This is a genomic window from Arthrobacter sp. MDT2-34-1 (assembly GCF_059091365.1).
In genome coordinates this window covers 1,133,425-1,157,297 of record NZ_JBNHGO010000001.1, presented here as the reverse complement: position 1 = coordinate 1,157,297, position 23,873 = coordinate 1,133,425, and the positions used below count along the sequence as shown (strand labels likewise).

Annotated in this window: 16 protein-coding genes and 1 tRNA gene; 15 read left to right on the top strand and 2 right to left on the bottom strand. The window is 68.0% G+C overall.

All coding sequences use genetic code 11. The annotated features are described in order from the left end of the window. The first annotated feature begins 282 nt into the window (after positions 1–282). From fdh to nrfD, 3 genes are read left to right on the top strand one after another with little or no spacing between them, the layout of a single operon-like run. Positions 283–3,585: a formate dehydrogenase gene (gene fdh, locus AC5RVV_RS05250; protein ID WP_494000326.1), complete on the top strand. Its 3,303-nt coding sequence runs from the start codon at positions 283–285 to the stop codon at positions 3,583–3,585. Then, positions 3,582–4,580 carry a 4Fe-4S dicluster domain-containing protein gene (locus AC5RVV_RS05245; protein ID WP_494000325.1) on the top strand — a complete coding sequence of 333 codons (999 nt, stop codon included), beginning with the start codon at positions 3,582–3,584 and terminating at the stop codon, positions 4,578–4,580. Before fdh ends, AC5RVV_RS05245 begins: the two co-directional genes overlap by 4 nt. Further along, positions 4,577–5,659 (top strand): NrfD/PsrC family molybdoenzyme membrane anchor subunit, encoded by a 1,083-nt coding sequence (nrfD, locus tag AC5RVV_RS05240; RefSeq protein ID WP_494000324.1) that lies wholly within the window; start codon positions 4,577–4,579, stop codon positions 5,657–5,659. The genes AC5RVV_RS05245 and nrfD overlap by 4 nt, the downstream gene beginning before the upstream one ends. Before the next feature lie 17 nt (positions 5,660–5,676). On the opposite strand, the gene selD is transcribed toward nrfD, so the two are convergent. Then, positions 5,677–6,690: a selenide, water dikinase SelD gene (gene selD / locus AC5RVV_RS05235; protein WP_494000323.1), complete on the bottom strand. Its 1,014-nt coding sequence runs from the start codon at positions 6,688–6,690 to the stop codon at positions 5,677–5,679. Between the two features lie 42 nt (positions 6,691–6,732). On the opposite strand from selD, the gene AC5RVV_RS05230 reads away from it, so the two are divergent. The 6 genes from AC5RVV_RS05230 to AC5RVV_RS05205 all read left to right on the top strand — a co-directional run bounded on the left by AC5RVV_RS05230 (position 6,733) and on the right by AC5RVV_RS05205 (position 14,948). Next, a tRNA-Sec gene (locus tag AC5RVV_RS05230) sits at positions 6,733–6,827 on the top strand. 34 nt (positions 6,828–6,861) lie between these two features. Then, positions 6,862–8,193 carry an L-seryl-tRNA(Sec) selenium transferase gene (selA, locus tag AC5RVV_RS05225; protein ID WP_494000322.1) on the top strand — a complete coding sequence of 444 codons (1,332 nt, stop codon included), beginning with the start codon at positions 6,862–6,864 and terminating at the stop codon, positions 8,191–8,193. Position 8,194: 1 nt separating this feature from the next. Beyond that, positions 8,195–10,000 (top strand): selenocysteine-specific translation elongation factor, encoded by a 1,806-nt coding sequence (selB, locus tag AC5RVV_RS05220; RefSeq protein ID WP_494000321.1) that lies wholly within the window; start codon positions 8,195–8,197, stop codon positions 9,998–10,000. Between the two features lie 381 nt (positions 10,001–10,381). After that, positions 10,382–12,169 carry an ABC transporter family substrate-binding protein gene (locus AC5RVV_RS05215; RefSeq protein WP_494000320.1) on the top strand — a complete coding sequence of 596 codons (1,788 nt, stop codon included), beginning with the start codon at positions 10,382–10,384 and terminating at the stop codon, positions 12,167–12,169. 212 nt (positions 12,170–12,381) lie between these two features. Next, positions 12,382–13,923, top strand: coding sequence for an ABC transporter permease (locus tag AC5RVV_RS05210; RefSeq protein ID WP_494000319.1), 1,542 nt, complete (start codon positions 12,382–12,384; stop codon positions 13,921–13,923). Then, positions 13,920–14,948, top strand: a complete 1,029-nt coding sequence (locus tag AC5RVV_RS05205; RefSeq protein ID WP_494000318.1) for an ABC transporter permease — start codon at positions 13,920–13,922, stop codon at positions 14,946–14,948. Before AC5RVV_RS05210 ends, AC5RVV_RS05205 begins: the two co-directional genes overlap by 4 nt. Before the next feature lie 40 nt (positions 14,949–14,988). Here AC5RVV_RS05205 and AC5RVV_RS05200 read toward each other — a convergent pair whose 3' ends face one another. Continuing rightward, positions 14,989–15,612: a PH domain-containing protein gene (locus AC5RVV_RS05200; protein ID WP_494000317.1), complete on the bottom strand. Its 624-nt coding sequence runs from the start codon at positions 15,610–15,612 to the stop codon at positions 14,989–14,991. A gap of 80 nt (positions 15,613–15,692) precedes the next feature. On the opposite strand from AC5RVV_RS05200, the gene AC5RVV_RS05195 reads away from it, so the two are divergent. From AC5RVV_RS05195 to AC5RVV_RS05170, 6 genes are all read left to right on the top strand, one after another. Then, positions 15,693–17,513, top strand: coding sequence for an ABC transporter ATP-binding protein (locus tag AC5RVV_RS05195; RefSeq protein ID WP_494000316.1), 1,821 nt, complete (start codon positions 15,693–15,695; stop codon positions 17,511–17,513). 131 nt (positions 17,514–17,644) lie between these two features. Further along, the gene (locus tag AC5RVV_RS05190; protein ID WP_494000315.1) at positions 17,645–18,181 is read left to right on the top strand and encodes a hypothetical protein; all 537 of its coding nucleotides are present in this window, start codon (positions 17,645–17,647) and stop codon (positions 18,179–18,181) included. A 267-nt stretch (positions 18,182–18,448) separates the two neighbouring features. Continuing rightward, positions 18,449–20,092 (top strand): peptide ABC transporter substrate-binding protein, encoded by a 1,644-nt coding sequence (locus AC5RVV_RS05185; RefSeq protein WP_494000314.1) that lies wholly within the window; start codon positions 18,449–18,451, stop codon positions 20,090–20,092. Positions 20,093–20,216: 124 nt separating this feature from the next. After that, positions 20,217–21,143 (top strand): ABC transporter permease, encoded by a 927-nt coding sequence (locus AC5RVV_RS05180; RefSeq protein ID WP_494000313.1) that lies wholly within the window; start codon positions 20,217–20,219, stop codon positions 21,141–21,143. Further along, the gene (locus AC5RVV_RS05175) at positions 21,136–22,104 is read left to right on the top strand and encodes an ABC transporter permease (protein ID WP_494000312.1); all 969 of its coding nucleotides are present in this window, start codon (positions 21,136–21,138) and stop codon (positions 22,102–22,104) included. Before AC5RVV_RS05180 ends, AC5RVV_RS05175 begins: the two co-directional genes overlap by 8 nt. Then, complete coding sequence (locus AC5RVV_RS05170) at positions 22,101–23,792, top strand: dipeptide ABC transporter ATP-binding protein (RefSeq protein ID WP_494000311.1); 1,692 nt, start codon at positions 22,101–22,103, stop codon at positions 23,790–23,792. Before AC5RVV_RS05175 ends, AC5RVV_RS05170 begins: the two co-directional genes overlap by 4 nt. The last annotated feature ends 81 nt before the right edge of the window (positions 23,793–23,873 follow it).

Below are 23,873 nucleotides of genomic sequence, written 5' to 3'. Positions count from 1 at the left end.
GTCCCGCCGATGCCCCGTACGTGTCCGAGTATGGACCGCGCGCTGCCCGCAGGGAATACCTTGCCGGCCCTCACGCGCAAATCAGGCAAACACCGGCCCCGGTCTGGCCCGCGGCGGGTAGCTTCGAGACAGGGACAAGCCGAAGACCGTGGACGAGTACCTGGCGGCGTTCCCCGCAGGCGCCCGCTCGCTACTGGGGGAGCAGCCTGTGCCCCGGAGCTGCTCCTCCGCCGTCGTCGTTTTCCCCTGTTGTAGAGAAATTGGATGGGTTAGGGTGGGCCCATGTCGCGGTTCAGCTTCCTGGAGTGGCCGGTGGTACGGCAGTTCCGCACGAGTGATTCACTCGGGCGGGGCGAGGCCGTGACCTCGCGGCGGACCCGTGAAATCGCTCCCCGGACGTCCACCGCGGACCGCGTGGTGCAGAGCGTGTGTCCATACTGCGCGGTGGGCTGCGGCCAGCGTGTCTTCGTCAAGGACGAAAAGGTTGTCCAGATCGAGGGCGACCCGGATTCGCCGATCTCCCGCGGCCGGCTCTGCCCCAAGGGATCCGCAAGCGAGCAGCTGGTCAACGCGCCCGGCCGGCAGACGAGGGTGCTCTACCGGGCGCCCCACGCCAAGGACTGGCAGCACCTTGACTTGGACACCGCCGTCGACATGATTGCCGACAGGTTCCTCGAAGCCCGCCGGAACACGTGGCAGCAAAGCGATGAGCACGGCCGGCCGCTCCGGCGGACCATGGGCATCGCCGGGCTGGGCGGGGCGACCCTCGACAACGAAGAGAACTATCTGATCAAGAAACTCTTCACCGCTGCGGGCGCCATCCAACTTGAGAACCAGGCCCGCATTTGACACTCCGCAACGGTTCCCAGTTTGGGAACCTCGTTTGGACGCGGCGGCGCGACGCAGTCGCTGCAGGACATGGCCAACGCCGACTGCATCGTCATCCAGGGCTCCAACATGGCCGAGTGCCATCCCGTGGGCTACCAGTGGGTGACGGAAGCCAGGGCCCGCGGCGCGAAGGTCATCCATGTTGATCCGCGGTTTACCCGCACCAGCGCGGTGGCAGACAGGCACGTGCCCATCCGGGCCGGTTCGGACATCGTGCTGCTGGGCGCCCTGATCAATTACGTGATCAGCAACGATCTGTGGTTCAAGGATTACGTGCGGGCCTATACCAATGCGGCGACCCTGGTGAACCAAGAGTTCCGTGACACCGAGGACCTGGACGGGCTGTTCTCCGGATTCGATCCGGAAACGGGCCAGTACGACCTCGCGTCGTGGGCCTATGAACGGAAGGCGGAGGCCGGAGAAGCCGGCGGCCACGAACACGGCGCCGACACCGCGGACCGGGCAACCGGGCACCAGTACGGCAGCGGAGGGCCGACCCTGGCCCACCCCGATTTCGAGCAGGACCCCACGCTGGAGCACCCGCGGACGGTGTTCCAGATCCTGAAACGGCACTATGCCCGGTACACCCCGGAGATGGTCCGGGACGCCTGCGGCATTTCCCTGGCGGATTTCGACTACCTGGCGCGGGCGGTCACGGAGAACTCCGGCCGCGACCGGACCACCTGCTTTGCGTATTCCGTCGGCTGGACCCAGCACACCGTGGGCGCGCAGTACATCCGGACCGCGGCGATCCTGCAGCTCCTGCTGGGCAACATGGGGCGGCCGGGCGGGGGAATCATGGCGCTGCGTGGCCATGCCAGCATCCAGGGCTCCACCGACATCCCGACCCTGTTCAACCTGTTGCCCGGCTACCTCCCCATGCCGAAGGCCGAGATGGAGACGTTGCAGGACTACCTCGGCGGCATCGCGTCGCCGGACCAAAAGGGCTACTGGGCCGACGCCGATGCCTACACCATCAGCCTGCTCAAGGCCTGGTGGGGCGACGCGGCCCGTGAGGACTCGGACTGGGGCTACGGCTACCTTCCGCGCATCAACGGCCCGCACGGGACCTACCAGACAGTCATGGGCATGCTGGCCGATGAGGTCGAGGGCTACTTCCTGTTCGGCCAGAACCCCGCGGTCGGATCCGCCAACGGGCGCATGCAGCGCCTTGGCATGTCCCATCTGAAATGGCTGGTGGTGCGCGACCTGAACCTCATCGAGTCGGCGACGTGGTGGAAGGACGGCCCCGAGATCGCCACGGGCGAGCTGCGGACCGAGGACATCGGCACCGAAATATTTTTCCTGCCGGCGGCGACGCACGTGGAAAAGGCCGGAACCTTCACGCAGACCCAGCGGCTCCTGCAATGGCGGCACCAGGCCATCCAGCCGCCGGGGGACTGCCGCAGCGAACTGCAGTTCTTCTACGAGCTGGGCCAACGCCTCCGGGCAAAGCTGGCGGATTCGACCGATGAACGGGACCGGCCGCTGCTGGACCTCACGTGGGACTATCCCACCGACGAACACGGCGACCCCGACGGCGAGGCGGTGCTTGCGGAAATCAACGGCCGGCATCTCACCGGTCCCCGCGCCGGCATGCCCCTCTCGTCGTACACCGAGATGCGCCCCGACGGCTCGACCTCGGGAGGATGCTGGATCTATACGGGCGTGTATGCCGACGGCATCAACCACGCAGCCGACCGCAAGCCCGGCCAGGAACAAGGGCCGGTCGCCTCCGAGTGGGGCTGGGCCTGGCCGGCGAACCGGCGGATCCTCTACAACCGCGCGTCGGCGGACCCCGACGGCAAGCCCTGGAGCGAACGCAAGAAGTACGTCTGGTGGGACCCGGAGCAGAACCGGTGGACCGGGGAGGACGTCCCCGATTTCCCGCTGGACCGCGCTCCCGGGAGCAGGCCGGATCCGACGGCCGGCGGCGCCGCCGCGCTGGCCGGAGACGACCCCTTCATCATGCAGGCCGACGGCAAGGGGTGGCTGTTCGCGCCCAAGGGCATGGTGGACGGGCCGCTGCCGACCCATTACGAGCCGCAGGAATCTCCGGTCGCCAACCCGCTCTACGGGCAGCAGCAGAATCCCGCCCGGCTCACTTTCCCGCGCGCAGACAATCTCAGCGCGCCGAGTGCCAACGTGCCCGGTGCGGACATCTACCCCTTTGTGTTCACCACGTACCGCTTGACCGAACACCACACGGCCGGCGGGATGAGCCGGTGGCTGCCGTACCTCTCGGAGCTGCAGCCGGAGATGTTCTGCGAAGTGTCGCCGGAACTGGCGGCGGAACGCGGACTGGAACCGTACGGCTGGGCGACGATCGTCTCGCCGCGGGCAGCCATCGAGGCCAAGGTGCTCGTGACCGAACGGATGAAGCCGCTGGTCGTCGGCGGGCGCACGGTGCACCAGATCGGGGTGCCCTACCACTGGGGCGTCGGACAGGAAGCGGTCATCAGCGGGGACGCAGCCAACGATCTGCTGGGCGTGACCCTCGACCCCAACGTGCAGATCCAGGAATCCAAGGCCGGATCGTGCGACATCCTCCCGGGCCGCCGTCCCCGGGGCCCGGAACTGCTCGCCCTGGTCGCCGAATACCAGGCCCGCGCCGGGGTGACGCCCGAGACCGGCAGCGACAAGATCACCCACCCCGGCCCCGTGCCGGGCGATGACACCACGAGGGAAGGCTCATGAACCGGCTGACCGAAGCGCCCGGGGACATTCCGCACACCGGACACCCGCGCAAGGGCTTCTTCACGGACACCTCGATCTGCATTGGATGCAAGGCGTGCGAGGTGGCCTGCAAGGAATGGAACCGCAATCCCGCCGACCCGCAGCACGAGTTGCTGCAGTCCTCCTACGACAACACCGGCTCGCTGGGAGCCGACACGTGGCGCCACGTCGCCTTCGTCGAGCAGGACCGCGGGCGGATCGAAAAGGCGCGCGACTCCGGGCGCGCACTCGTCAGCCTCGGCATGCCCGGCATCGGCCCGCCGGGAAGCGCGGCTGCAGCAGGGAAGCCTCCGGGCCTGGATACCACGCCCCCCGATACGCCCGATTTCCGCTGGCTGATGTCCTCGGATGTGTGCAAGCACTGCACCAACGCCGGGTGCCTGGACGTGTGCCCCACTGGTGCGCTGTTCCGCACCGAGCACGGCACCGTGGTGGTGCAGGACGACGTCTGCAACGGGTGCGGCACCTGCGTCGCGGGATGCCCGTTCGGCGTGATCGAACGGCGCAGCGACGGCACGGCAGGACCGAAGACACAGCGCGACTTCACCCCGGGGGAACAGGCCCCGACCCGCAACGTCGGTGTCGCCCAGAAGTGCACGCTGTGCTACGACCGGATCACCGACGGCCAGACGCCGGCCTGCGCCCAGGCGTGCCCCACGACGTCGATCAAGTACGGCGAGCGCGAGGAAATGGTGGCCACCGCGAAGCAGCGGGTAGCAGAACTCCACTCGCAGGGGCTGACCGAGGCACGCCTCTACGGGGCCAACGATGCCGACGGCGTGGGCGGCACCGGTTCCCTGTTCCTGCTGCTCGACGAACCGGAGGTGTACGGGCTGCCGCCGGACCCGCGGGTGCCCACGGCGGACCTGCCGCGCATGTTCAAACGGGCCGGCATCGCCGCGGCCGGCATGTTGGCCGCGGCCACGGCCGCCTTCCTGACGGGAGGCCGCGGGTGACCGTCTCCGACTTCGACAGCTACCGCCCGCCCGAGCCGCCGCGCCGGGACCGGCGCGGCGGCAAGCGGCGCCGCGCCGGGACCGGAGACGGCTCGGGCGAAATGCCGGTGGTGCCGGAGGCAGGGTTCGCCTCCTACTACGGCCGGCCGGTGGTCAAGCCGCCGCCGTGGGGAGACCCGATAGCCCTCTACCTCTTCCTGGGCGGCGTGGCCGGCGGCTCGGCGCTGCTCGGACTCGGCGGGCAATTGACGGGCCGGCGTGTGCTGTGCCGCAACAGCCGCCTGTCCGCCCTCACGGCAGTCGGGTTCGGTGCCGTGGCGCTGATCGAAGACCTGGGCCGGCCCGAGCGGTTCCTCAACATGCTGCGCACCATCAAGCCCACCTCGCCCATGAGCCTGGGCTCCTGGATCCTCGCCGCGTTCAGTGCCGGTGCCGGGATTTCGGCGGCGTCCGAAATCGACCGCCTGACCGGCTCCCGGCTGCCGCTGGGGCCGCTGCGCCCGGTGCTGCGCCTGCTCGAGGGCCCGGCGGGGGTAGGGGCCGCGGTGTTCGCGGCACCGCTCTCCGCCTACACCGCGGTTCTCTTGTCGGACACCGCGAACCCGACCTGGAATGCCGGGCGTGACAACCTGCCCTTCGTTTTCGTCAGTTCTGCCAGCCTCGCCGCGGCCGGTCTTGCCATGATCACGACCCCGGTCCGCGAAGCCGGGCCCGCCCGGGCGCTCGCGGTCCTGGGCGTCGCCGGTGAGGTCATCGCCACCCGGGCACTGGAACGCGGCATGGACCCGGTGGCCGCAGAACCCCTCCACGAGGGTGCTCCCGGGCAAATGCTCAAGTGGAGCGAACGGCTGGCCGTCGCCGCCGGCGTGGGGGCGCTCGCCGTCGGCAGGCACAGGCCGGCGGCCGCGGCCTGCGGCACGGCGCTGCTGGCCGCCTCGGCGCTGACGCGGTTCGGCATTCTGCGTGCCGGCATCCGCTCGGCGGAGGATCCCCGCTACACGATCGAGCCGCAGAAGAACCGGCTCGCGGCCCGGCGCCGCGCGGGCACCGTCCACGATTCGATCACGACCGCCGGCTAAGCCTGCCGGCCGCGGGTCTAGCGCACCTCGATCCCGGGTCCCGGAACGGTCTGCCCCACCACCGGGTGCCCGGGCAGTTCCCCGACCACGAGCAATCCGCCGGAAGTCTGCGCGTCGGCCAGCAGCAGCAGGTCATCCTCCGTGATGCCTGCCCCCGGCCGCAGGTGCGGGCGGACCCATTCGAGGTTGCGCCGGGTGCCGCCGGAGATGTAGCCGTCCCGCAGCGCCTCCCGCGCGCCGGCGACGAGCGGCACGGCCTTCCGGTCGATGACCGCACCCACGCCGGAGGCGCGGCACATCTTGTAGAGGTGCCCGAGGAGGCCGAACCCGGTGACGTCGGTCGCCGCGCGGACGCCGCCGCGCACCGCCGCGTCCGCGGCCTCCCGGTTCAGCTGCGTCATCACCGCGACCGCCTCATCGAAGACCTCCCCGGTCCTCTTGTGCCGGTTGTTGAGCAGACCGAGGCCGATCGGCTTGGTGAGCGTGAGGGGCAGCCCGGGCCGGGCCGCGTCATTGCGCATCAGCTTGCCGGGGTCGGCGACGCCGGTCACCGCCATCCCGTACTTCGGTTCCGGGTCGTCCACCGAGTGCCCGCCCGTCACCGGACAGCCCGCCCCGGACGCCACGGCGAGCCCGCCCCGCAGCACTTCGGTAAGCAGTTCCATCGGCAGGACGTCACGGGGCCAGCCGACCAGGTTGATCGCGCTGACCGGGCGGCCGCCCATGGCATAGATGTCCGAGAGGGCGTTCGCCGCCGCGATCCGGCCCCAGTCATACGCGTCGTCGACCACGGGAGGGAAGAAGTCCGCCGTCGAGAGCACCGCGAGGTCCCCGCCGACCCGGACGGCGGAGGCGTCGTCGCCGTCGTCGAGCCCCACCAGGACGTCGGGGTTGGTTTGGCCGGTCAGGCCGCGGACCACGTCCTCGAGCTCGCCGGGCGGAAGCTTGCAGGCGCACCCTCCGCCGTGTGCGTATCCCGTGAGCCGGACTGCTGCTGCGGACTCTTCTGCGACGCCGGTGATCCCGTTCATGGTCACAGCATAGGAGCGGCGGGCCGGTGTTACCATGCTCGTGGAGGCGTCCGGGTCCTGGTGGGCCCCCCGGTCTTCAAAACCGGTGAGGCCGAGTACCTCGGCCTGGCGGGTTCGATTCCCGTCCGCTTCCGCCAGCTGCACAGCTGAAGGTGACCCGGAAGGAGGGCCGTGGGCCAGAACGACCCGCGCCGGCACATTCCGCGCACCGACCAGCTGCTCGCCCACCCGGAACTTCTCCACGCACGCGTGCGCCTCGGCGACGACGTCATCCGTTCCACCGTCCGGGAGGTGCAGGACCAGGCGCGTCGCGGCGACCTTGCCCCGGAAGACGTCGAGGCGACGGTTTTGACCGCGGTGGCTTCCCGCGCGGCCAGCTCGTTGCGGCCGGTGCTGAACGCCACCGGCGTCATCGTCCACACGAATCTGGGACGCGCTCCGCTCTCCGGGTCCGCACGCCAGGCGGTGCTGTCGGCGGCCGGTTATGTCGACGTCGAGATGGATCTGCCCACCGGCGGACGGTCCCGGCGCGGGGCCGGTGCGCGGCAGGCTTTGCTGGACGCCTGCCCGGCCGCCGAGGAAGCGCTGGTGGTCAACAACGGCGCCGCGGCCCTGGTGCTGGCCACTACCGCCCTGGCCGGGTCCCGCGAAGTGGTCATCAGCCGCGGCGAGCTCGTCGAGATCGGGGCCGGCTTCAGGCTTCCCGAGCTGATTGAATCGACCGGTGCCCGGCTGCGCGAGGTGGGCACCACCAACCGGACGCACCTGGAGGACTACGCCTCGGCGATCACCACGCAGACCGGCTGCCTGCTCAAGGTGCACCCGAGCAATTTCCGGGTCAGCGGGTTCGCCGCTGACGTCGGCATCGGCCGGCTCCGGTCCCTGGCCGAGGAACACCGGATCCCGCTGGTCGTGGATCTGGGCAGCGGCCTGCTCCGACCAGACCCGGTGCTGCCCCGGGAACCGGACATCTCCGGTGCGCTCGCCGCCGGCGCCGACGTCGTCATCGCCAGCGGTGACAAGCTTTTCGGCGGCCCCCAGGCGGGACTGCTTTTGGGCCGGGCCGCGGTCATCACCCGGCTGGCGCGCCATCCGCTCGCGCGGGCGATGCGGGCAGACAAACTGACGCTGGCCGCGGTGGAGGCGACGCTCACCGGAGAACAGACGCCGGTGGCGGCGGCCCTGCACGCCGATCCCGCCCGGCTGCGGCAGCGCACCGAGCGCCTGGCCGCCAGCGCCGGCGGCCGTGTGGTGGAGCACGACGGCAGGGTCGGCGGCGGGGGAGCGCCCGGGGTGCCGCTGCCCGGGTGGGCCCTAAAGTTGCCCGAAGCGGCCGCCCGACGGCTGCGGACGGGCGACCCCGTGGTGTTGCCCCGGGTCCACCGCGGTGCCTGCCTGGTGGACCTGCGCTGCGTGCCCGAGGCCGACGACGAGCGGCTCGCCGCCGCCGTGCGCTCGGCGCTGGCGCATATCGACGACCAGCAGCGAACCACGGGCTCCTGACATGTTCGTGGTGGCCACCGCGGGACACGTCGATCACGGCAAAAGCACCCTCGTGCGCGCGCTCACCGGAATGGAGCCCGACCGCTGGGCCGAGGAACGGCGCCGCGGCCTGACCATCGACCTGGGTTTTGCCTGGACCGTGCTCCCGTCGGGCAGGGACGTGGCGCTCGTGGACGTGCCCGGGCACGAGAAGTTCCTGGGCAATATGCTGGCCGGGCTCGGTCCCGTTCCCGCCGTGTGTTTCGTCGTCGCCGCGGACGAAGGCTGGCAGGCCCAGTCCAGCGATCATCGGGACGCCGTCGCGGCGTTGGGCATCAACCACGGGCTGGTGGTGCTGACCCGCAGCGACCGCGCCCCGGGCCGGGCCGACGAGGTCCTCGCGCGGGTGCGTGCGGAGCTGGCGGGCACCGGGCTGCGCGACGCGCCGGCAGTCGCCGTGTCCGCGGTCACGGGATGCGGCCTCGACGAGCTGCGCAAGGTACTGGATACGACCCTGTCCTCCCTCCCCGCTCCCGACCCCTCGGGCCGCGTGCGGTTGTGGATTGACCGATCCTTCACAATCAGCGGCGCGGGAACGGTGGTGACCGGAACGCTGACAGCCGGCTCCCTGGCCGTGGGCGACCGCTTGCAGCTCGCGGGCCACGGCAGCCTCCGGCCGGTGTCGGTCCGGGGCCTGCACAGCCGCAACGAAGCCTTTCCGACCATTGGTCCGAGCAACCGGGTCGGCGTCAATGTCCGCGGCATGGCCGCCGGCGGCATCCGTCGCGGCGACGTCCTCCTGTCCGAAGACGCCTGGCTCCTCGTGGACAGCATCGACGTCCGCCGCACGATGGGCGCGGCGTTCCCCGACGGGCCGCGGCACCTGCTCGCCCACATCGGCACCGCGGCCGTGCCGTGTCGGGTGCGCCCGTTCAACGAGGACCACGCCCGGCTGACCCTCGACTGGCGGCTCCCGCTCGCGGTCGGCGACCGCCTGGTGCTGCGGGCCGACGGCAGCCGGTCGGTGCTGGCCGGAGTCCAAGTCCTCGACGTCGACCCGCCCGCGCTCGACCGCCGCGGGGACAGCGCCAGGCGCGCCGAAAGCCTGACGGCGATGCCTCCCGCCGGCGACGCGCTCATCGAGGTGGCCCGCCGTGGTGCCGTCCGCAGTGAACACCTCCGCCGGATGGGCGTCTCGGCGCCCAACAAGGTCCCCGACGACGTCCGGGCGTTCGGCGAGTGGTGGGTGCACGCAACCGTCTTCGACGACTGGCGGCGGCGGCTTCGGGCCGCAGTGCTGGACCTGGGGGAGCGGGACCCGCTGGCGGCCGGCCTCTCCCGCGGAGCCGCCGTTGACCTGCTCGGACCGGCAGGAAACGCGGTTCTCGACGCGGCCGTCCGGGAGGCCGGGCTGGAACAGGTCGGCGGATACGTCCGGCTGCCGGGCCGGCACGGCGGCCTCGGTGCCGCCGAGGACGCGGTCAGCACGCTGGAGCACCGCCTCAGATCCGACCCCTTCGCCGCCCCCGAAGCCCACGACCTGAGGGCCCTGGGTCTCGGCAACCGTGAACTCGCCGCCGCCGAACGCAGCGGGCGCCTGCTCCGGTTTGCCGGCGGGGTGGTGCTGCTTCCGCAGGCGCCCGCCCTGGCAATGCGGGAACTGGCCCGCCTGCCCGAGCCCTTCACGGCCAGCGAGGCACGCCGGGCTCTGGGCACCACCAGGCGGGTGGTCATCCCGCTGCTCGAACACCTCGACGCACGCGGTTGGACACGACGGCTCGACTCCGGCCAGCGGACCCTCGTGCGTCGGGCCCAATCGACGGGCTAAGGGGCCGCGGCGGTCGGCGACCCGGACACGAATCGGTTAGCCGCCGATAACTGAAACTTGTCTGAGGCAACCGTTTCCGGCGGTGCCCCCAGCCCTCCAACAGGCCGGGATCGCCGTGTTTCCGGGCATCCGGCCCCGACTCCCGCCCGGGGTCGAAGTTTTCGCCCCGTGGCGGCCCGTGGCTTTAAGGTTGCATCTCGGTAACAACCGGATATGAAGCGAAGTTTTTATACCCAAGCCGAGGGGTTCCGGTTTACGCTCTATTGCGTGTGAGACATGCCACGTTCGGCGGGAAGCTCGTTGAACTTCAGGCGACGCGGTCTATGTCCGTCCCCTGCAGCACTGCAGGGGACCTTCCAAAGACAGAAACAAGGAGGCGGAATGCGTTTCGGACGTACTTCCAAAGCTATCGGGGTCGCGGCTGTTGCAGCCCTGGCCCTGAGCGCCTGCGCGACTTCGGGTGGCGGAAATTCCCCCGAGGGCACAGGCGATTCCACCGCGGCTGGAGCCGGTGGTTCCATCAGCGTCGCTGAAGTGAACGCCTTCAGCTCCTTCAACTCGGACACGGCCGTCGGCAACGTCGATATCAACTCGAAGATCTCGTACCTGACCCATGCGGACTTCAACTACATCGACAACGAACTCAACGTGGTCAAGAACGAAGAATTCGGCACCTACGAGAAGGTCAGCGAAGACCCGCTGACCATCAAGTACACGGTCAACGAGGGCGTCGCCTGGTCGGACGGCAACCCGGTCGACGCCGGCGACCTGCTGCTCGCCTGGGCCGTCTACTCCGGCCATTTCGACGATGCCACCTACAACGACGAGGGTGAAGTCGACAAGGGCACTGCCTACTTCTCCTACGCCGGCGACACCTCCGGCCTGGGCCTGACCGACAAGCCCGAGATCAGCGACGACGGCCGCTCCATCACGCTGAAGTACTCCAAGCCGTTCGCCGACTGGGAGATCTCCTACGGGGTCCTGGACAGCCCGGCCCACGTGGTGGCCGAGAAGGCCGGACTGGCAGACGAGCAGGCACTGGTCGACCTGATCAGCGAGAGCCCCAAGGGTAACCCGGACAAGCCGGCCGAGAACAAAGAGCTCAAGGCCGTCGCCGATTTCTGGAACACCGGTTTCGACAGCAAGACCCTCCCGTCGGACGCCAGCCTCTACCTCTCCACCGGCCCGTTCATCGTGGACAGCATCACTCCTGATCAGTCCATGACCCTGGTCCGCAACGAGGCCTACGAATTCGGGCCGATGCCGAACGTGGAGGAAATCACCATCCGCTACATCGGCGCCGCTCCGGATCAGGTCCAGGCGCTGAAGAACGGCGAAGTGGACATCATCGCCCCGCAGGCGTCCGCCGACACCGTGGAACTGCTCGAAGGGCTGGAGGGCGTGACCGTCAACCGCGGCGAGCAGCTCTCCTATGACCACATCGACCTGAACTTCTCGGGCGTCTTCAAGGAAGCCAACGTCCGCGAAGCGTTCATGAAGGCCGTGCCGCGCAAGGCCATCGTCGACCGCCTGATGGCTCCGCTGGATCCGGAGGCCAAGCCGCTGGATTCCCAGTTCTTCGTGCCGGCGCAGGCCGGGTACGAGGACTCCGCCGCCAACAACGGCTCCGAGAACTACCAGGAAGCCGACATCGAGGGCGCCAAGGAGCTGCTGGCCGGCGCCACGCCCGAGGTCCGGATCATGTACAACAAGGACAACCCCAACCGCGTGGACGCCTTCACGCTGATCGAGGAATCCGCCTCCAAGGCCGGCTTCAAGATCGTCGACGGCGGCCTGGGCGGCTCCGACTGGGGCTCGGCCCTGGGCGGCGGCACCTACGATGCCACCATCTTCGGCTGGATCTCCCCGGGCGTGGGCGTCAGCGGCGTGCCGCAGATCTTCCGCACCAAGGCCGACTCCAACTACAACGGTTTCTCGAGCAAGGAAGCCGACGCCCTGATGGACGAGCTGATCGTCACCACGGAGCCGGAGAAGCAGGACGAACTCATCAAGCAGATCGACAAGATCGTCTGGGATTCGTTCTACGGCCTGCCGCTGTTCCAGCCGGTCGGCATCGATGCCTACAACAGCGACCGGATCGACGGTGTGAAGTACATGCCGAACCAGACCGGCGTCTGGTGGAACTTCTGGGAGTGGAAGGTTAAGTAACCGCCCCGCCTGTTCCTCGGCAGATAGCATGCAAGGCGTCGGGACCTTGAGTACCACGGTCCCGGCGCCTTGCGCCATTTACCACCGGATTTTGCCCGCATAAGTGATTGGGATTTCCCAAATTCCGCTCGTGTGTAACCTGCATTACACTCACTGTGAAAATGCCGGATCCACAAGATCCGCAGACACATACCAACGAGGTTAAAAACGCTATGGTGACCTACATTGTGCGGCGGTTATTCACCGCCGTGCTCATTCTCCTAGGTGCCTCTTTCCTGGTCTATCAGTTGACGGCGCTGTCGGGTGATCCCCTGCACGACCTCCGGGAAAGCAATGCCGCGAACAAGGAGCAGCTCATGCAGCAGCGCATCGCGCTGCTCGACCTGGGCACACCGGCACCCATCCGGTACTTCGGCTGGCTGGCGGGCGCCGCCAAGTGCGTCGTCCCGTTCGTGGCGCAGTGCGACCTGGGCTATGCCGTCAACGGCCAGCCGGTCACCGTCGAACTGGGCCGGGCCATGGGCATGACCATTCTGCTGGTCACGGCGGCAACAGTCCTCGCCATCATCATTGGAGTTTCCCTGGGCATTGTTTCGGCACTGCGCCAGTACAGCGCCCTGGATTACGGCATCACCTTCATGGCGTTCCTATTCTTTTCACTTCCCGTTTTCTGGGTAGCCGTCCTGCTGAAAGAATTCGGTGCCATTGGATTCAATAACTTTTTGAAAAACCCCGACATACCGCTGCAATCCATCCTCATCATCGGGTTGGTCAGCGCGGCCGTGTGGTTCGTCTGCGCCAACGGCAGCTACAAACGGAAACTGAGCGCCGCCGGAATCGGTTTCCTGCTGGCTGCCGCAGTGTTCTGGGGTCTGTCGGTCACCCAGTGGTTCAAGACTCCCGGGCTCGGCCTGGTGGTTATCGCCATCAGCGGCGTCGGCATCGCCTTCGGCATCACCCTGTTGGCCGCGGGCCTGAAGAACCGCAAGGCGCTCTACTCTGCGCTCATCAGCGTCGGCATCGGCGTGATCATCTACTTCCCGATCCAGCCGCTCCTGGCCCAGGCCACCGGGCTGATGATCTTCCTGCTGGCCCTTGCCGCCGTCCTGGTCGGGCTCGCGGTCGGCTGGTTGATGGGCGGCTATGACCGCCGCCAGAGCATGAATGCCGCGGCGATAACCTCCTTCCTGGTCGGATGCCTCATCGCGCTCGACCGCTTCATGCAGGCATGGCCCACCTACTTCACCAACGGGCGTGTCAACCAGCGGCCCATCGCCACCATCGGCTCGGAAACGCCGAACCTGAAGGGCGACTACTGGGTCCACGGCCTCGACACGTTCACCCACCTGCTGCTGCCCACCGTCGCGCTGCTGCTGATTTCCCTGGCGTCGTACAGCCGCTACTCGCGGTCGTCGATGTTGGAGATCATGAACATGGACTACATCCGCACCGCCCGGGCCAAGGGCCTGGGCGAGCGCACCGTGGTCATGCGCCACGCGTTCCGCAACGCGCTGATTCCGATCGCCACGATCGTCGCCTTCGATATCGGCGGGCTGATCGGCGGCGCGGTGATCACCGAGCAGGTGTTCGCGTTCGCCGGCATGGGGCAGCTGTTTATCCAGGCGCTGCAAAGGGTCGACCCGAATCCGGTGATGGGTGTCTTCCTCATCACCGGCATCCTGGCACTGGTCTTCAACCTTGTCGCGGACCTGGTCTACTCCGCGCTTGATCCGCGAGTGAGGGTAAAGGCATGAGCGCCACAGCAACGAAACCCGTCGCAGCCACCAACGAGAACAAGGCCGGCCTCAGCCAGGGCCAGATCGTCCGCAGGCGCTTCATCGGCAACACGGCAGCCGTCGTCAGCCTGGTGGTCTTTGGCCTGATCCTGCTGATCGCCTATTCGTCCAGCGGGATGTTCGGCCTGCCCGGCTGGTGGAAGTACACGCACAACGGCGTCAACGACATGGTGAACTCGGGAGCGCCCACCCTGCAGCTTTTCCCCTTCAGCCTGGGCGAACATCCGTTCGGACAGGACCGGCTGGGCCGCGATACTTTCGCCCAGACCATGCGCGGCATCCAGATCTCCGTGGCGGTAATGTTCATCATCGGCCTGGTCGGCGGCGCCATCGGGGTGGTCATCGGCGCACTCGCCGGCTACTTCCGCGGCTGGGTCGAAGCGGTGCTGATGCGGCTGACCGACGTCGTCATCGTCATCCCGCTGATCATCATCGCGGCGGTGCTCGGCCAGGTCGCCGGGCGGGCCGTCGGGCCCGGCATCCAGCCGTATTTCCTGGGCCTGTTCGTCGGCTGCGTGATCTGGACCGGCCTGGCCCGACTGGTCAGGGCGGAATTCCTGTCCCTGCGCGAGCGCGAATTCGTCGACGCCGCACGGATCGCCGGCGCCTCCAGCGCCCGGATCATCTTCAAGCACATCCTGCCGAATGCCGTGGGCGTCATCATCGTCTCGGTGACCCTGAGCATGTCGGCGGCGATCCTGCTGGAGACCAGCCTGTCCTACCTGGGCCTGGGCGTGAAGGCACCGGACGTCTCGCTGGGCCTGCTGATCAGCCAGAACCAGGAAGCGTTCCAGACCCGCCCGTGGCTGTTCTGGTGGCCGGGCATGTTCATCGTGGCCATCTGCCTGTGCATCAACTTCATCGGCGACGGACTGCGCGACGCGTTCGACCCGCGGCAGAAGAAGTTCAATGCCAAGCGGGCGAAGGCGGCAGCGGTTTCCGCGCACCCCGAGACCGGAACCACCGCGACGACGGGTGTCTAGGATGGGCACCCGTCGCCTGCCCGGCCCCGTGAGGCCCGGCTCAGCGGGCCAGGGTTACGACGCTGAGTACCGCGAGCGCCGTCCCGACGGCGAGGACCGCCCAGTTCGGTGTCCGTCCCACCGGGACGTTGTCGGCATCTCCGATGCTGATGCTGCCAGCAGCCAGCAGCTCCGCCCAGCGCTTGCGGACGTAGTACGCGGCTGCCCCGGAATCGGTGTTCGCGAGATCGCCGGGGCGGACCGACTGCGCCGGCCCGTAGGTGGTCTCCGGAAGCCCCTGGACGTGATCGGCGCGGGCGCGGTGGACGCCGAACATGCCGGGAGCCGGTGCCGCCCACGAGGTGTACTTGCGGTGCGGGGTAACCAACGTCAGCGCATACTTGGTGTCCACCGTCGCCAGGGCTCCCCAGGGCACGGAGACGGTCCGCACCGGGTTGCGCAACACCACGCCGTCGTCGCCGATAACGACGGCGGGATACCAGGCCAGCCACCAGGTCAGATAGGCAATAGCGAGCAGCGGCCAGGAGACGAGCAGGCTGCCCGGGCCGTGGGTCAGTACCGAGGACGCCAGGCTGACCGCCACGATCGCCCAGACGCTTCCCGTGAACCAGGTCGCGGAGCGCGGACGGAAGACCGTGGTGCCGGCGGCAGCAGACGTTGTCATGCCCCCATAGTTTCAGGACCGGGTACCGGTTCTCCAGTAGCCACAACCAACTGCGACAGGTTGGAAGGGAAAGACCAGCTATGACTGAAATCATCGATCCGACGCTGCCGGCAGGAAAACTGGAGACGGCCGGCGGAACACCACCCGTCCTGGAGGTCACCAACCTCAGCGTGGATTTCGGCGTGGACAAGGAGTGGGTGCCGGCCGCGATTGGCCTCACCTACGATGTCAAGGCCGGCGAGGTCCTGGCGATCGTGGGCGAATCCGGTTCCGGCAAGAGCGCCAGCTCGATGGCGTTGCTGGGCCTGCTCCCGGCCAACAGCCGTGCCACCGGAAGCGTCAAGCTCAACGGCCGGGAGATCCTGGGCCTCAGCAGCGCCAAGCTCCGGCAGGTGCGCGGCAAGGACGTCGCCGTGATCTTCCAGGAACCCATGACGGCGATGAACCCGGTGTACACCATCGGGTTCCAGATCGTGGAAACGCTGCGGCTGCACTATGCCATCTCGCCCAGCGAGGCGAAGAAGCGGGCACTGCGGCTGCTGGAGCTCGTCGAGCTGCCCGACCCGGAAAAGGCCTTCCGGTCCTACCCGCACCAGCTGTCCGGCGGCCAGCGCCAGCGCGCCATGATCGCCCAGTCGCTCTCCTGCGACCCCAAACTGCTGATCGCCGATGAGCCCACCACCGCCCTGGACGTTACCGTCCAGGCCGAAATCCTGGACCTGATGCGCAACCTGCGCAACAAGCTGGACAGCGCCATCGTGCTGATCACCCACGACATGGGCGTGGTCGCCGACCTGGCCGACAAGATCGCCGTGATGCGCCGAGGCCGCATCGTGGAGGCCGGCACCGCGTTGGAAATCTTCAACAACCCCCGGCACGAATACACGCAGGCCTTGCTGGCCGCCGTGCCGCACCTGGGCGGGCGCCCCGAGGACGGAACGGAAGTCGACCTCACGGCGGCGCTGGCCGCCGCCACCGGGGTCTCGCTGAGCATCGACGAGACCGAGCTGCAGCGGCGCGAACGCGAAAACGCCGAAGCCCTGGCGCACTCACGCCATGAATCGGCCAAGGGCGACCCGGTGCTCCAGCTGACCAATGTGGCCATCGAATATCCGAAACAGGGCCGGGTGCCCGCCTTCCGCGCCGTGGAGGGGGCCAACCTGTCCATCTATCCGGGACAGGTGGTCGGGCTGGTCGGAGAATCCGGATCGGGCAAGACCACGATTGGCCGCGCCGCCGTGGGACTGCTGCCCGTCGCGGAGGGCTCCCTGCGGGTGGTGGGTCACGAGATCGCCGGCGCCCGGCCCAAGCAGCTGCACGCGCTGCGCCGCCACGTGGGCATGGTGTTCCAGGACCCGTCGTCCTCGCTGAACCCCCGGCTGCCGATCGGCGAGAGCATCGGCGAACCGATGTACCTCGCCGGTGTCGCCAAGGGTGCCGCCCTGCAGCGGAAGATCGAGGCGCTGCTGGACCAGGTGGAGCTGCCGCGCGCGTACCGCAACCGCTATCCGCACGAACTTTCCGGTGGCCAGAAGCAGCGCGTGGGCATCGCCCGGGCACTGTCGCTGGAGCCGAAACTGATGGTGGCGGACGAACCCACCTCCGCGCTGGACGTGTCGGTCCAGGCCACCGTGCTGGACCTGTTCCAGAACCTGCAACAGGAACTGGGCTTCGCCTGCCTGTTCGTCACCCACGACTTGGCCGTCATCGACGTGCTCGCGGACCGCATTTGCGTGATGCGCCACGGCCGGATCGTTGAGCAGGGCACCCGGGACGAGATCCTGCGCAACCCGCAGGAACTTTACACCCAGCGGCTGCTGGCGGCAGTGCCGTTGCCCGATCCGGAAAAGCAGCGCGAGCGCCGCGAGCTGCGCGCCCAGCTGCTGGCCGCCGGCGACTGACAGACCCGCAAGCCCGCCATCCACAGTGCCGAGCCCCCGCCCATGATGAAATGGCGGCGGGGGCTCAGCCGCCCCTGGCCGGTGCGCTGCCGCGACGGTGCCGCCGGCCATCGCGCAATCCAGGAGTGTTAGTGGTACGCAGCATGAATATCGAGGCGATCGAAAAGGGCATCGGCGTCAGCTGGGCCGAAGTGGAGGAGTACTTGGCCGGAATTAACGCTAAGGAACTCAGCCACAAGGAGATCGCCGCCGCCTTGCACGAGTCGGGGCTCGCGGACGGCTGGTGGGCGCAGACGGCCACCGTCGCCTACGAACAGCAGATCGGCCGGCGCCAGCCCGGCCAGGACTGCGACGGGGAGTTCCAAACCTCGGTGAGCAAGACCGTCACCGGAAGCATGGATGAGGCGCGGAACAAGTGGGTGGCCGCGGTGGGTGCGGCGGAGGAATTCTCGGGCATCGCGGTCACCCGCGGACCCGAGTTGAGCGACACCGCCAAGTGGCGGTACTGGCGCTGCGGCTTGGCCGACGGCTCCCGGGTCAGCGTGCATATTTATGAGAAGCCTTCGGGCAAGTCCTCGGTGGGAGTGCAGCATGAACGGCTCGAGTCGACCGAGCAGCTCGACCACTGGCGTGCCTACTGGAAAGCGAAGCTCGCCGAGCTGTCCTGAGCGGACGGAGACCGGTCCGTTGCCGTCGCCCCGGTAGGGTTCGTGGCCGTGTCGGTCCCGGCACACCGGCCCGGAAACCTGGGCAGCGGCCGCGTTAGCACCTCTTTTCACCAAATCGCAACCGAATTGGAAGCAAGGCCTGTTATCAGCGTCACAGTTGGCGCCTATGCTGGTGCCACCTGAGCCTGCGCGGCTGAGATCCATGCCGGCGCGGAAAGGTCCGGCGTCACAAGCCGCCGGATGGAGCACGGTACCTGAGGAGGCGGCATGCGTTTCGCTCGAACATCCCGACTGGTTGGACTGGCCGCCGCGGCAGCGCTCGCGGTCACGGCCTGTGGGGGCGGCGGTGGTGGCGGCGGCGGCACGGAGGCCGGCGGCGGCAATGCCGAGGCGGTGATAACGGCCAACAGCACCGAGCCGCAGAACCCGCTGGTCCCCACCAACACCAACGAGGTCGGCGGCGGCCGCGTGGTTGACCTCATCTTCGAGGGGCTGATCAGCTACGATCCCGAGGGCAAACCGGTCAACGAGGTGGCGGAATCCATTGAGACCGAGGACTCGCAAAATTACACGATCACCCTGAAGCCGGACCAGACGTTCACCAACGGCGACCCGGTCACCTCCAGCTCCTTCGTGGACGCCTGGAACTACGGTGCCGCCGTCGAGAACGCCCAGCTGAGTGCCTATTTCTTCGAAAGCATCGAAGGATACGACGAGGTCAGCTCCGAGGGCGCGACCACGAAGGAGATGTCCGGGCTCAAGGTCGTCGATGACACGACCTTCACCGTGGCGTTGAGCCAGCCCGAATCCGACTGGCCGTTGCGCCTGGGCTACACGGCCTTCGTGCCGCTGCCGCCCGTGGCCTTCGAGGACATGGAGGCCTTCGGGGAGAACCCGATCGGGAACGGTCCCTACATGCTGGGCGGCGACGGCGCGTGGCAGCACGACGTGCAGATTGAGCTGGTGCCGAACCCGGACTACCAGGGCACCCGGACCCCGCAGAACGGCGGGATCACCTTTAAGTTCTATTCGTCCTTTGAGGCGGCCTACCAGGACCTGCTCTCGGACAACCTGGACGTGCTCGACACCATCCCGCCGAGCGCGCTGGCAAACTTCAAGACCGACCTCGGCGAGGGCCGCTGGCTGGAAAAGCCGTATGCCGGCAACCAGACCATCGTCATTCCCCAGTACCTGGACGAATGGACCGGCGAGGCCGGGCAGCTGCGGCGCCAGGCCATCTCCATGGCGATCAACCGTGACGAGATCACCCAGGTGATCTTCCAGGGCGGCCGGCAGCCGGCCACCGAGTTCACCGCCCCCGTGCTCACCGGCTACAGCGACAGCATCCCGGGCAACGAAGTCCTGCAGTACAACGAGGAAGAGGCCAAGCGGCTGTGGGCGGAAGCCGACAAGATCGAGCCGTGGGGCGACAAGACATTCACCATCGCTTCCAACGCCGACGGCGGCCACAAGGAATGGATCGAAGCAGTCGTTAACGGCCTGAAGAACGTGCTCGGGATCGACGCCCAGTTCGAGTCGTACGCCACCTTCCCCGAGCTGAGGACCAAGGTGACGGCGAAGGAAATGACCGGTGCCGCGCGTGCCGGCTGGCAGGCCGACTACCCGTCGCTGTACAACTTCCTCGGCCCGCTGTACGGCACCGGAGCGGGTTCCAACGACGGCGACTACTCCAACAAGGAATTCGACCAGAAGCTGCGTGACGGGCTGGGGGCGGCCACGCCGGAAGAGGGCAACCAGATCTTCAACGAGGCGCAGGAGATCCTGATGCGGGACCTGCCCGCCATCCCGCTGTGGTACCAGGTCCGGCAGGTCGGCTGGAGTTCCGTCGTCGACAACGTGGACACCGCCTGGAACGGGGTGCCGATCTACCACCAGATCACCGGCAAGTGACCCCGGGCGTTGCGGGGCCTGGCCACGGCCGGGCCCCCGCAACGCGCCCCAGCTCCCGATCCCACCGAGAGGCAGGATTGATGATCCATCACTTGGCGGCACGCCGGGCGCAAGGAGGAAGCTAGTGCTCTGGTACATCTTCCGCCGCTTCCTGCAGATGATCCCGGTGTTCTTCGGCGCCACGTTCCTGGTCTATTTCCTCGTTTTTTCGCTGCCGGGTGATCCCATCCAGGCCCTGTTCGGCGACCGGGCCGTCAACCCCGCGGTGGCCGCCCAGCTCCGGGCGCAGTACAACCTGGACCAGCCGTTCCTCATCCAGTACGTCCTCTACCTGAAAAACCTCGTCACCTTTAACCTCGGCAACGACTTCTCCGGCAGGCCCGTCGCCGAGGTGCTCGCCCAGATCTTCCCGGTCACGGTCAGGCTCGCCATCCTCGCGCTGATCTTCGAAGCCGTCTTCGGCATCCTCTTCGGATTGATCGCCGGGCTGCGGAAGGGCCGGATGTTCGACGGCACCGTGCTGGTCGCCTCGCTGATCGTCATCGCCATCCCGATTTTCGTCCTCGGTTTCGTCCTGCAGTTCCTCGTCGGCGTCAAGCTCGGCTGGGCCAGGCCCACGGTCGGCGCCCAGGCTGGCTGGTCCGACCTGATACTCCCCGCCGTCGTGCTGGGCCTGGTGTCGCTGGCCTACGTGCTGCGCCTGACCCGAACCTCCATCATCGAGAACATGAACGCCGACTACGTGCGCACCGCGATGGCCAAGGGATTGTCCCGGCCGCGGGTCGTCGTCGTGCATATCCTGCGGAACTCGATGATCCCGGTCGTGACGTTCCTGGGCGCCGATCTCGGAGCCCTGATGGGCGGGGCGATCGTGACCGAGGGCATCTTCAACGTCCCCGGTGTCGGCCAGCGCCTGTACCAGTCGGTGCTGCGGGGCGAGGGCCCCACCATCGTGTCCATCGTCAGCGTGCTCGTGCTCGTGTACATTCTGGCCAACCTGCTGGTGGACGTGCTCTATGCCTGGCTCGACCCGAGGATCCGTTATGCCTAGAGAACCGCTGGAACGCGACAACCAGGCCATCGAGCATTTCGTGGCGCCCCTGGACGAAACGCCGCTGCTGGCGACCGACAAGGTCGACGAGGATGTCCAGCCGCTGAGCCTGTGGGCCGAAGCCTGGCGGAACCTGCGGAGGCAACCGCTCTTCATCATCTCGGCGCTGCTGCTGGTGCTGGTCATCGTCGTGGCGCTCTTCCCGTGGATCTTCACCCAGACGCCGCCGGCGCAAAACTGCCTGCTGGCCAATTCCGACGGCGGACCGGCGCCCGGGCACCCGCTGGGGTTCACCAAGCAGGGCTGCGACGTCTATTCGCGCATCATCTACGGGACCCAGGCGTCGCTGACGGTGGGTATCTTCGCCACGCTCGGCGCCCTGCTGATCGGCGGGACGCTCGGCGCCATCGCCGGGTTCTACGGCGGCTGGCTGGATTCGGTGATCGCCCGGATCGGTGACGTCTTCTTCGCGCTGCCGCTGATCCTGGGCGCCATCATCATCATGCAGTTGCCGTTGTTCCGGGCCAACCGCAACGTCTGGACGGTGGTCATCACGCTGGTGGTCTTCGGCTGGCCGCAGGTGGCCCGCATCACCCGGGGCGCTGTCATTTCCGTGCGGAACGCCGACTTCGTCACGGCGGCCCGGTCGCTGGGCGTCTCCAGGCTTGCCGCCCTGGTCAAGCACGTCATTCCCAACTCGCTGGCGCCCGTCATCGTGGTGGTGACCGTGAACCTGGGCATCTTCATCGTCGCCGAGGCCACCCTGTCCTTTTTGGGCATTGGGCTGCCGCCCGACGTGATGTCCTGGGGCAATGACATCTCCACGGCCCAGGTGTCGCTGCGCTCCAACCCGGCCAGCCTGCTCTGGCCGGCACTGGCGCTGTCGGTCACCGTGCTGAGCTTCATCATGCTCGGCGACGCCCTCCGCGACGCACTTGACCCGAAGGCGAGGAAGCGATGACGCACATCCGCGAAGTCGAGGGCGCCGCGCCCCTGCTGCAAATCAAAGACCTGGCGATTACGTTTCGAACGTCCACCGGCGACGTGGAAGCGGTCAAAGACGCCCACCTGACCGTCATGCCGGGGGAGACCGTGGCGATAGTGGGCGAATCAGGCTCGGGCAAGTCGACCACCGCGCTGGCGGCCATCGGCCTGCTCCCGGAGAACGGCCGGGTCTCCGGCGGGCAGATCGTCTTCGCCGGGGAAGACCTGGCCGGCGCCAGCAGCCAGCGGATCGTGGAACTGCGCGGCAATTCGATCGGCATGGTGCCCCAGGACCCCATGTCCAACCTCAACCCGGTGTGGAAGATCGGCTTCCAGGTCAGGGAAACGCTGCGCGCCAACGGGCTCCGGTCCGATAACGCCGCGGTGGCCAAAGTGCTGGCCGAGGCGGGGTTGCCCGATGCCGCCAGCCGTTCCCGGCAGTTCCCGCACGAGTTTTCCGGCGGCATGCGCCAGCGCGCCCTGATCGCCATCGGCCTGTCGTGCCGGCCGCGGCTGCTGATTGCCGACGAACCCACCTCGGCTCTCGACGTGACGGTGCAGCGCCAGATCCTGGACCACTTGGAATCGATGACCCGGGACCTCGGCACCGCCGTCCTGCTGATCACGCATGACCTGGGCCTGGCCGCCGAACGTGCCCGCAAGGTGGTGGTGATGTACAAGGGCCGGGTGGTGGAGTCGGGTCCTGCCCTGCAGATACTGCAGAACCCGCGCCACCCCTACACCCGGCGGCTGGTCGAGTCCGCGCCGTCCCTGGCCTCGCGGCGGATCCAGTCGGCGAAGGCCGCCGGCGTCGAAACCACGGAACTGCTGGCCCCGGTCGGCCAGAAAACCCAAGCCACGGACAATGTCATCGAGGTCAAGGACCTGACCAAGGTCTTCAAACTGCGCAGCGGGTTTGGGAAGTCCACCGACTTCACCGCCGTGGACAACGTGTCCTTCAATATCAAGCGCGGAACCACGATGGCGGTGGTGGGGGAGTCGGGATCCGGCAAGTCCACGGTGGCAAAGATGGTCCTGAACCTCGAGTCGCCGACCAGCGGCCGCATTGTCTTCGACGGCGTGGACATGACCGGGCTCAACGCCAAGGCCCTGCTGGCCTTCCGTCGGCGGGTCCAGCCGATCTTCCAGGATCCCTACGGATCGCTGGACCCCATGTACAACATCTTCCGCACCATCGAGGAGCCGCTGCGCGTGCACAACATCGGCGACCGCAAGAGCCGCGAAGCCAAGGTCCGGCAGCTGCTGGACCAGGTGGCGCTTCCGGCCTCCGCCATGCGCCGGTTCCCGAACGAGCTCTCCGGGGGCCAGCGCCAACGGGTCGCTATCGCCCGTGCGCTGGCCCTGGATCCCGAGGTCGTGATCTGCGACGAGGCCGTCTCCGCGCTGGACGTGCTGGTCCAGGCCCAGATCCTGGACTTGCTGGCGGGCCTGCAGCAGGACCTGGGGCTGAGCTACCTGTTCATCACGCACGACCTGGCCGTGGTCAGGCAGATCGCCGACCACGTCACCGTGATGGAAAAGGGCAGGGTGGTGGAGGCCGGCACCACGGACGGCGTCTTCGATTCTCCGCAGCAGCGGTACACGCAGGAGCTGCTGGCCGCCATTCCCGGCGCGAGCCTGGAGTTGCCGCCGGAGGTGGCCTGACACGGGATTCCGGCCCCGTCGCCGGCCCGCGGTCCGGGGGCCCGTTAGGCCATGAGTGGCGTTGCGGATTACAATGGAGTG

What these genes read in the sequence shown, in the direction of transcription:
- AC5RVV_RS05195 (WP_494000316.1), top strand. Translation starts at nt 15,693, where the DNA reads ATGACTGAAATCATCGATCCGACGCTGCCGGCAGGAAAACTGGAGACG.
- AC5RVV_RS05245 (WP_494000325.1), top strand. Translation starts at nt 3,582, where the DNA reads ATGAACCGGCTGACCGAAGCGCCCGGGGACATTCCGCACACCGGACAC.
- AC5RVV_RS05205 (WP_494000318.1), top strand. Translation starts at nt 13,920, where the DNA reads ATGAGCGCCACAGCAACGAAACCCGTCGCAGCCACCAACGAGAACAAG.
- AC5RVV_RS05175 (WP_494000312.1), top strand. Translation starts at nt 21,136, where the DNA reads ATGCCTAGAGAACCGCTGGAACGCGACAACCAGGCCATCGAGCATTTC.
- selB (WP_494000321.1), top strand. Translation starts at nt 8,195, where the DNA reads ATGTTCGTGGTGGCCACCGCGGGACACGTCGATCACGGCAAAAGCACC.
- AC5RVV_RS05215 (WP_494000320.1), top strand. Translation starts at nt 10,382, where the DNA reads ATGCGTTTCGGACGTACTTCCAAAGCTATCGGGGTCGCGGCTGTTGCA.
- AC5RVV_RS05210 (WP_494000319.1), top strand. Translation starts at nt 12,382, where the DNA reads ATGGTGACCTACATTGTGCGGCGGTTATTCACCGCCGTGCTCATTCTC.
- AC5RVV_RS05185 (WP_494000314.1), top strand. Translation starts at nt 18,449, where the DNA reads ATGCGTTTCGCTCGAACATCCCGACTGGTTGGACTGGCCGCCGCGGCA.
- AC5RVV_RS05170 (WP_494000311.1), top strand. Translation starts at nt 22,101, where the DNA reads ATGACGCACATCCGCGAAGTCGAGGGCGCCGCGCCCCTGCTGCAAATC.
- selD (WP_494000323.1), bottom strand. Translation starts at nt 6,690, where the DNA reads ATGAACGGGATCACCGGCGTCGCAGAAGAGTCCGCAGCAGCAGTCCGG.
- AC5RVV_RS05200 (WP_494000317.1), bottom strand. Translation starts at nt 15,612, where the DNA reads ATGACAACGTCTGCTGCCGCCGGCACCACGGTCTTCCGTCCGCGCTCC.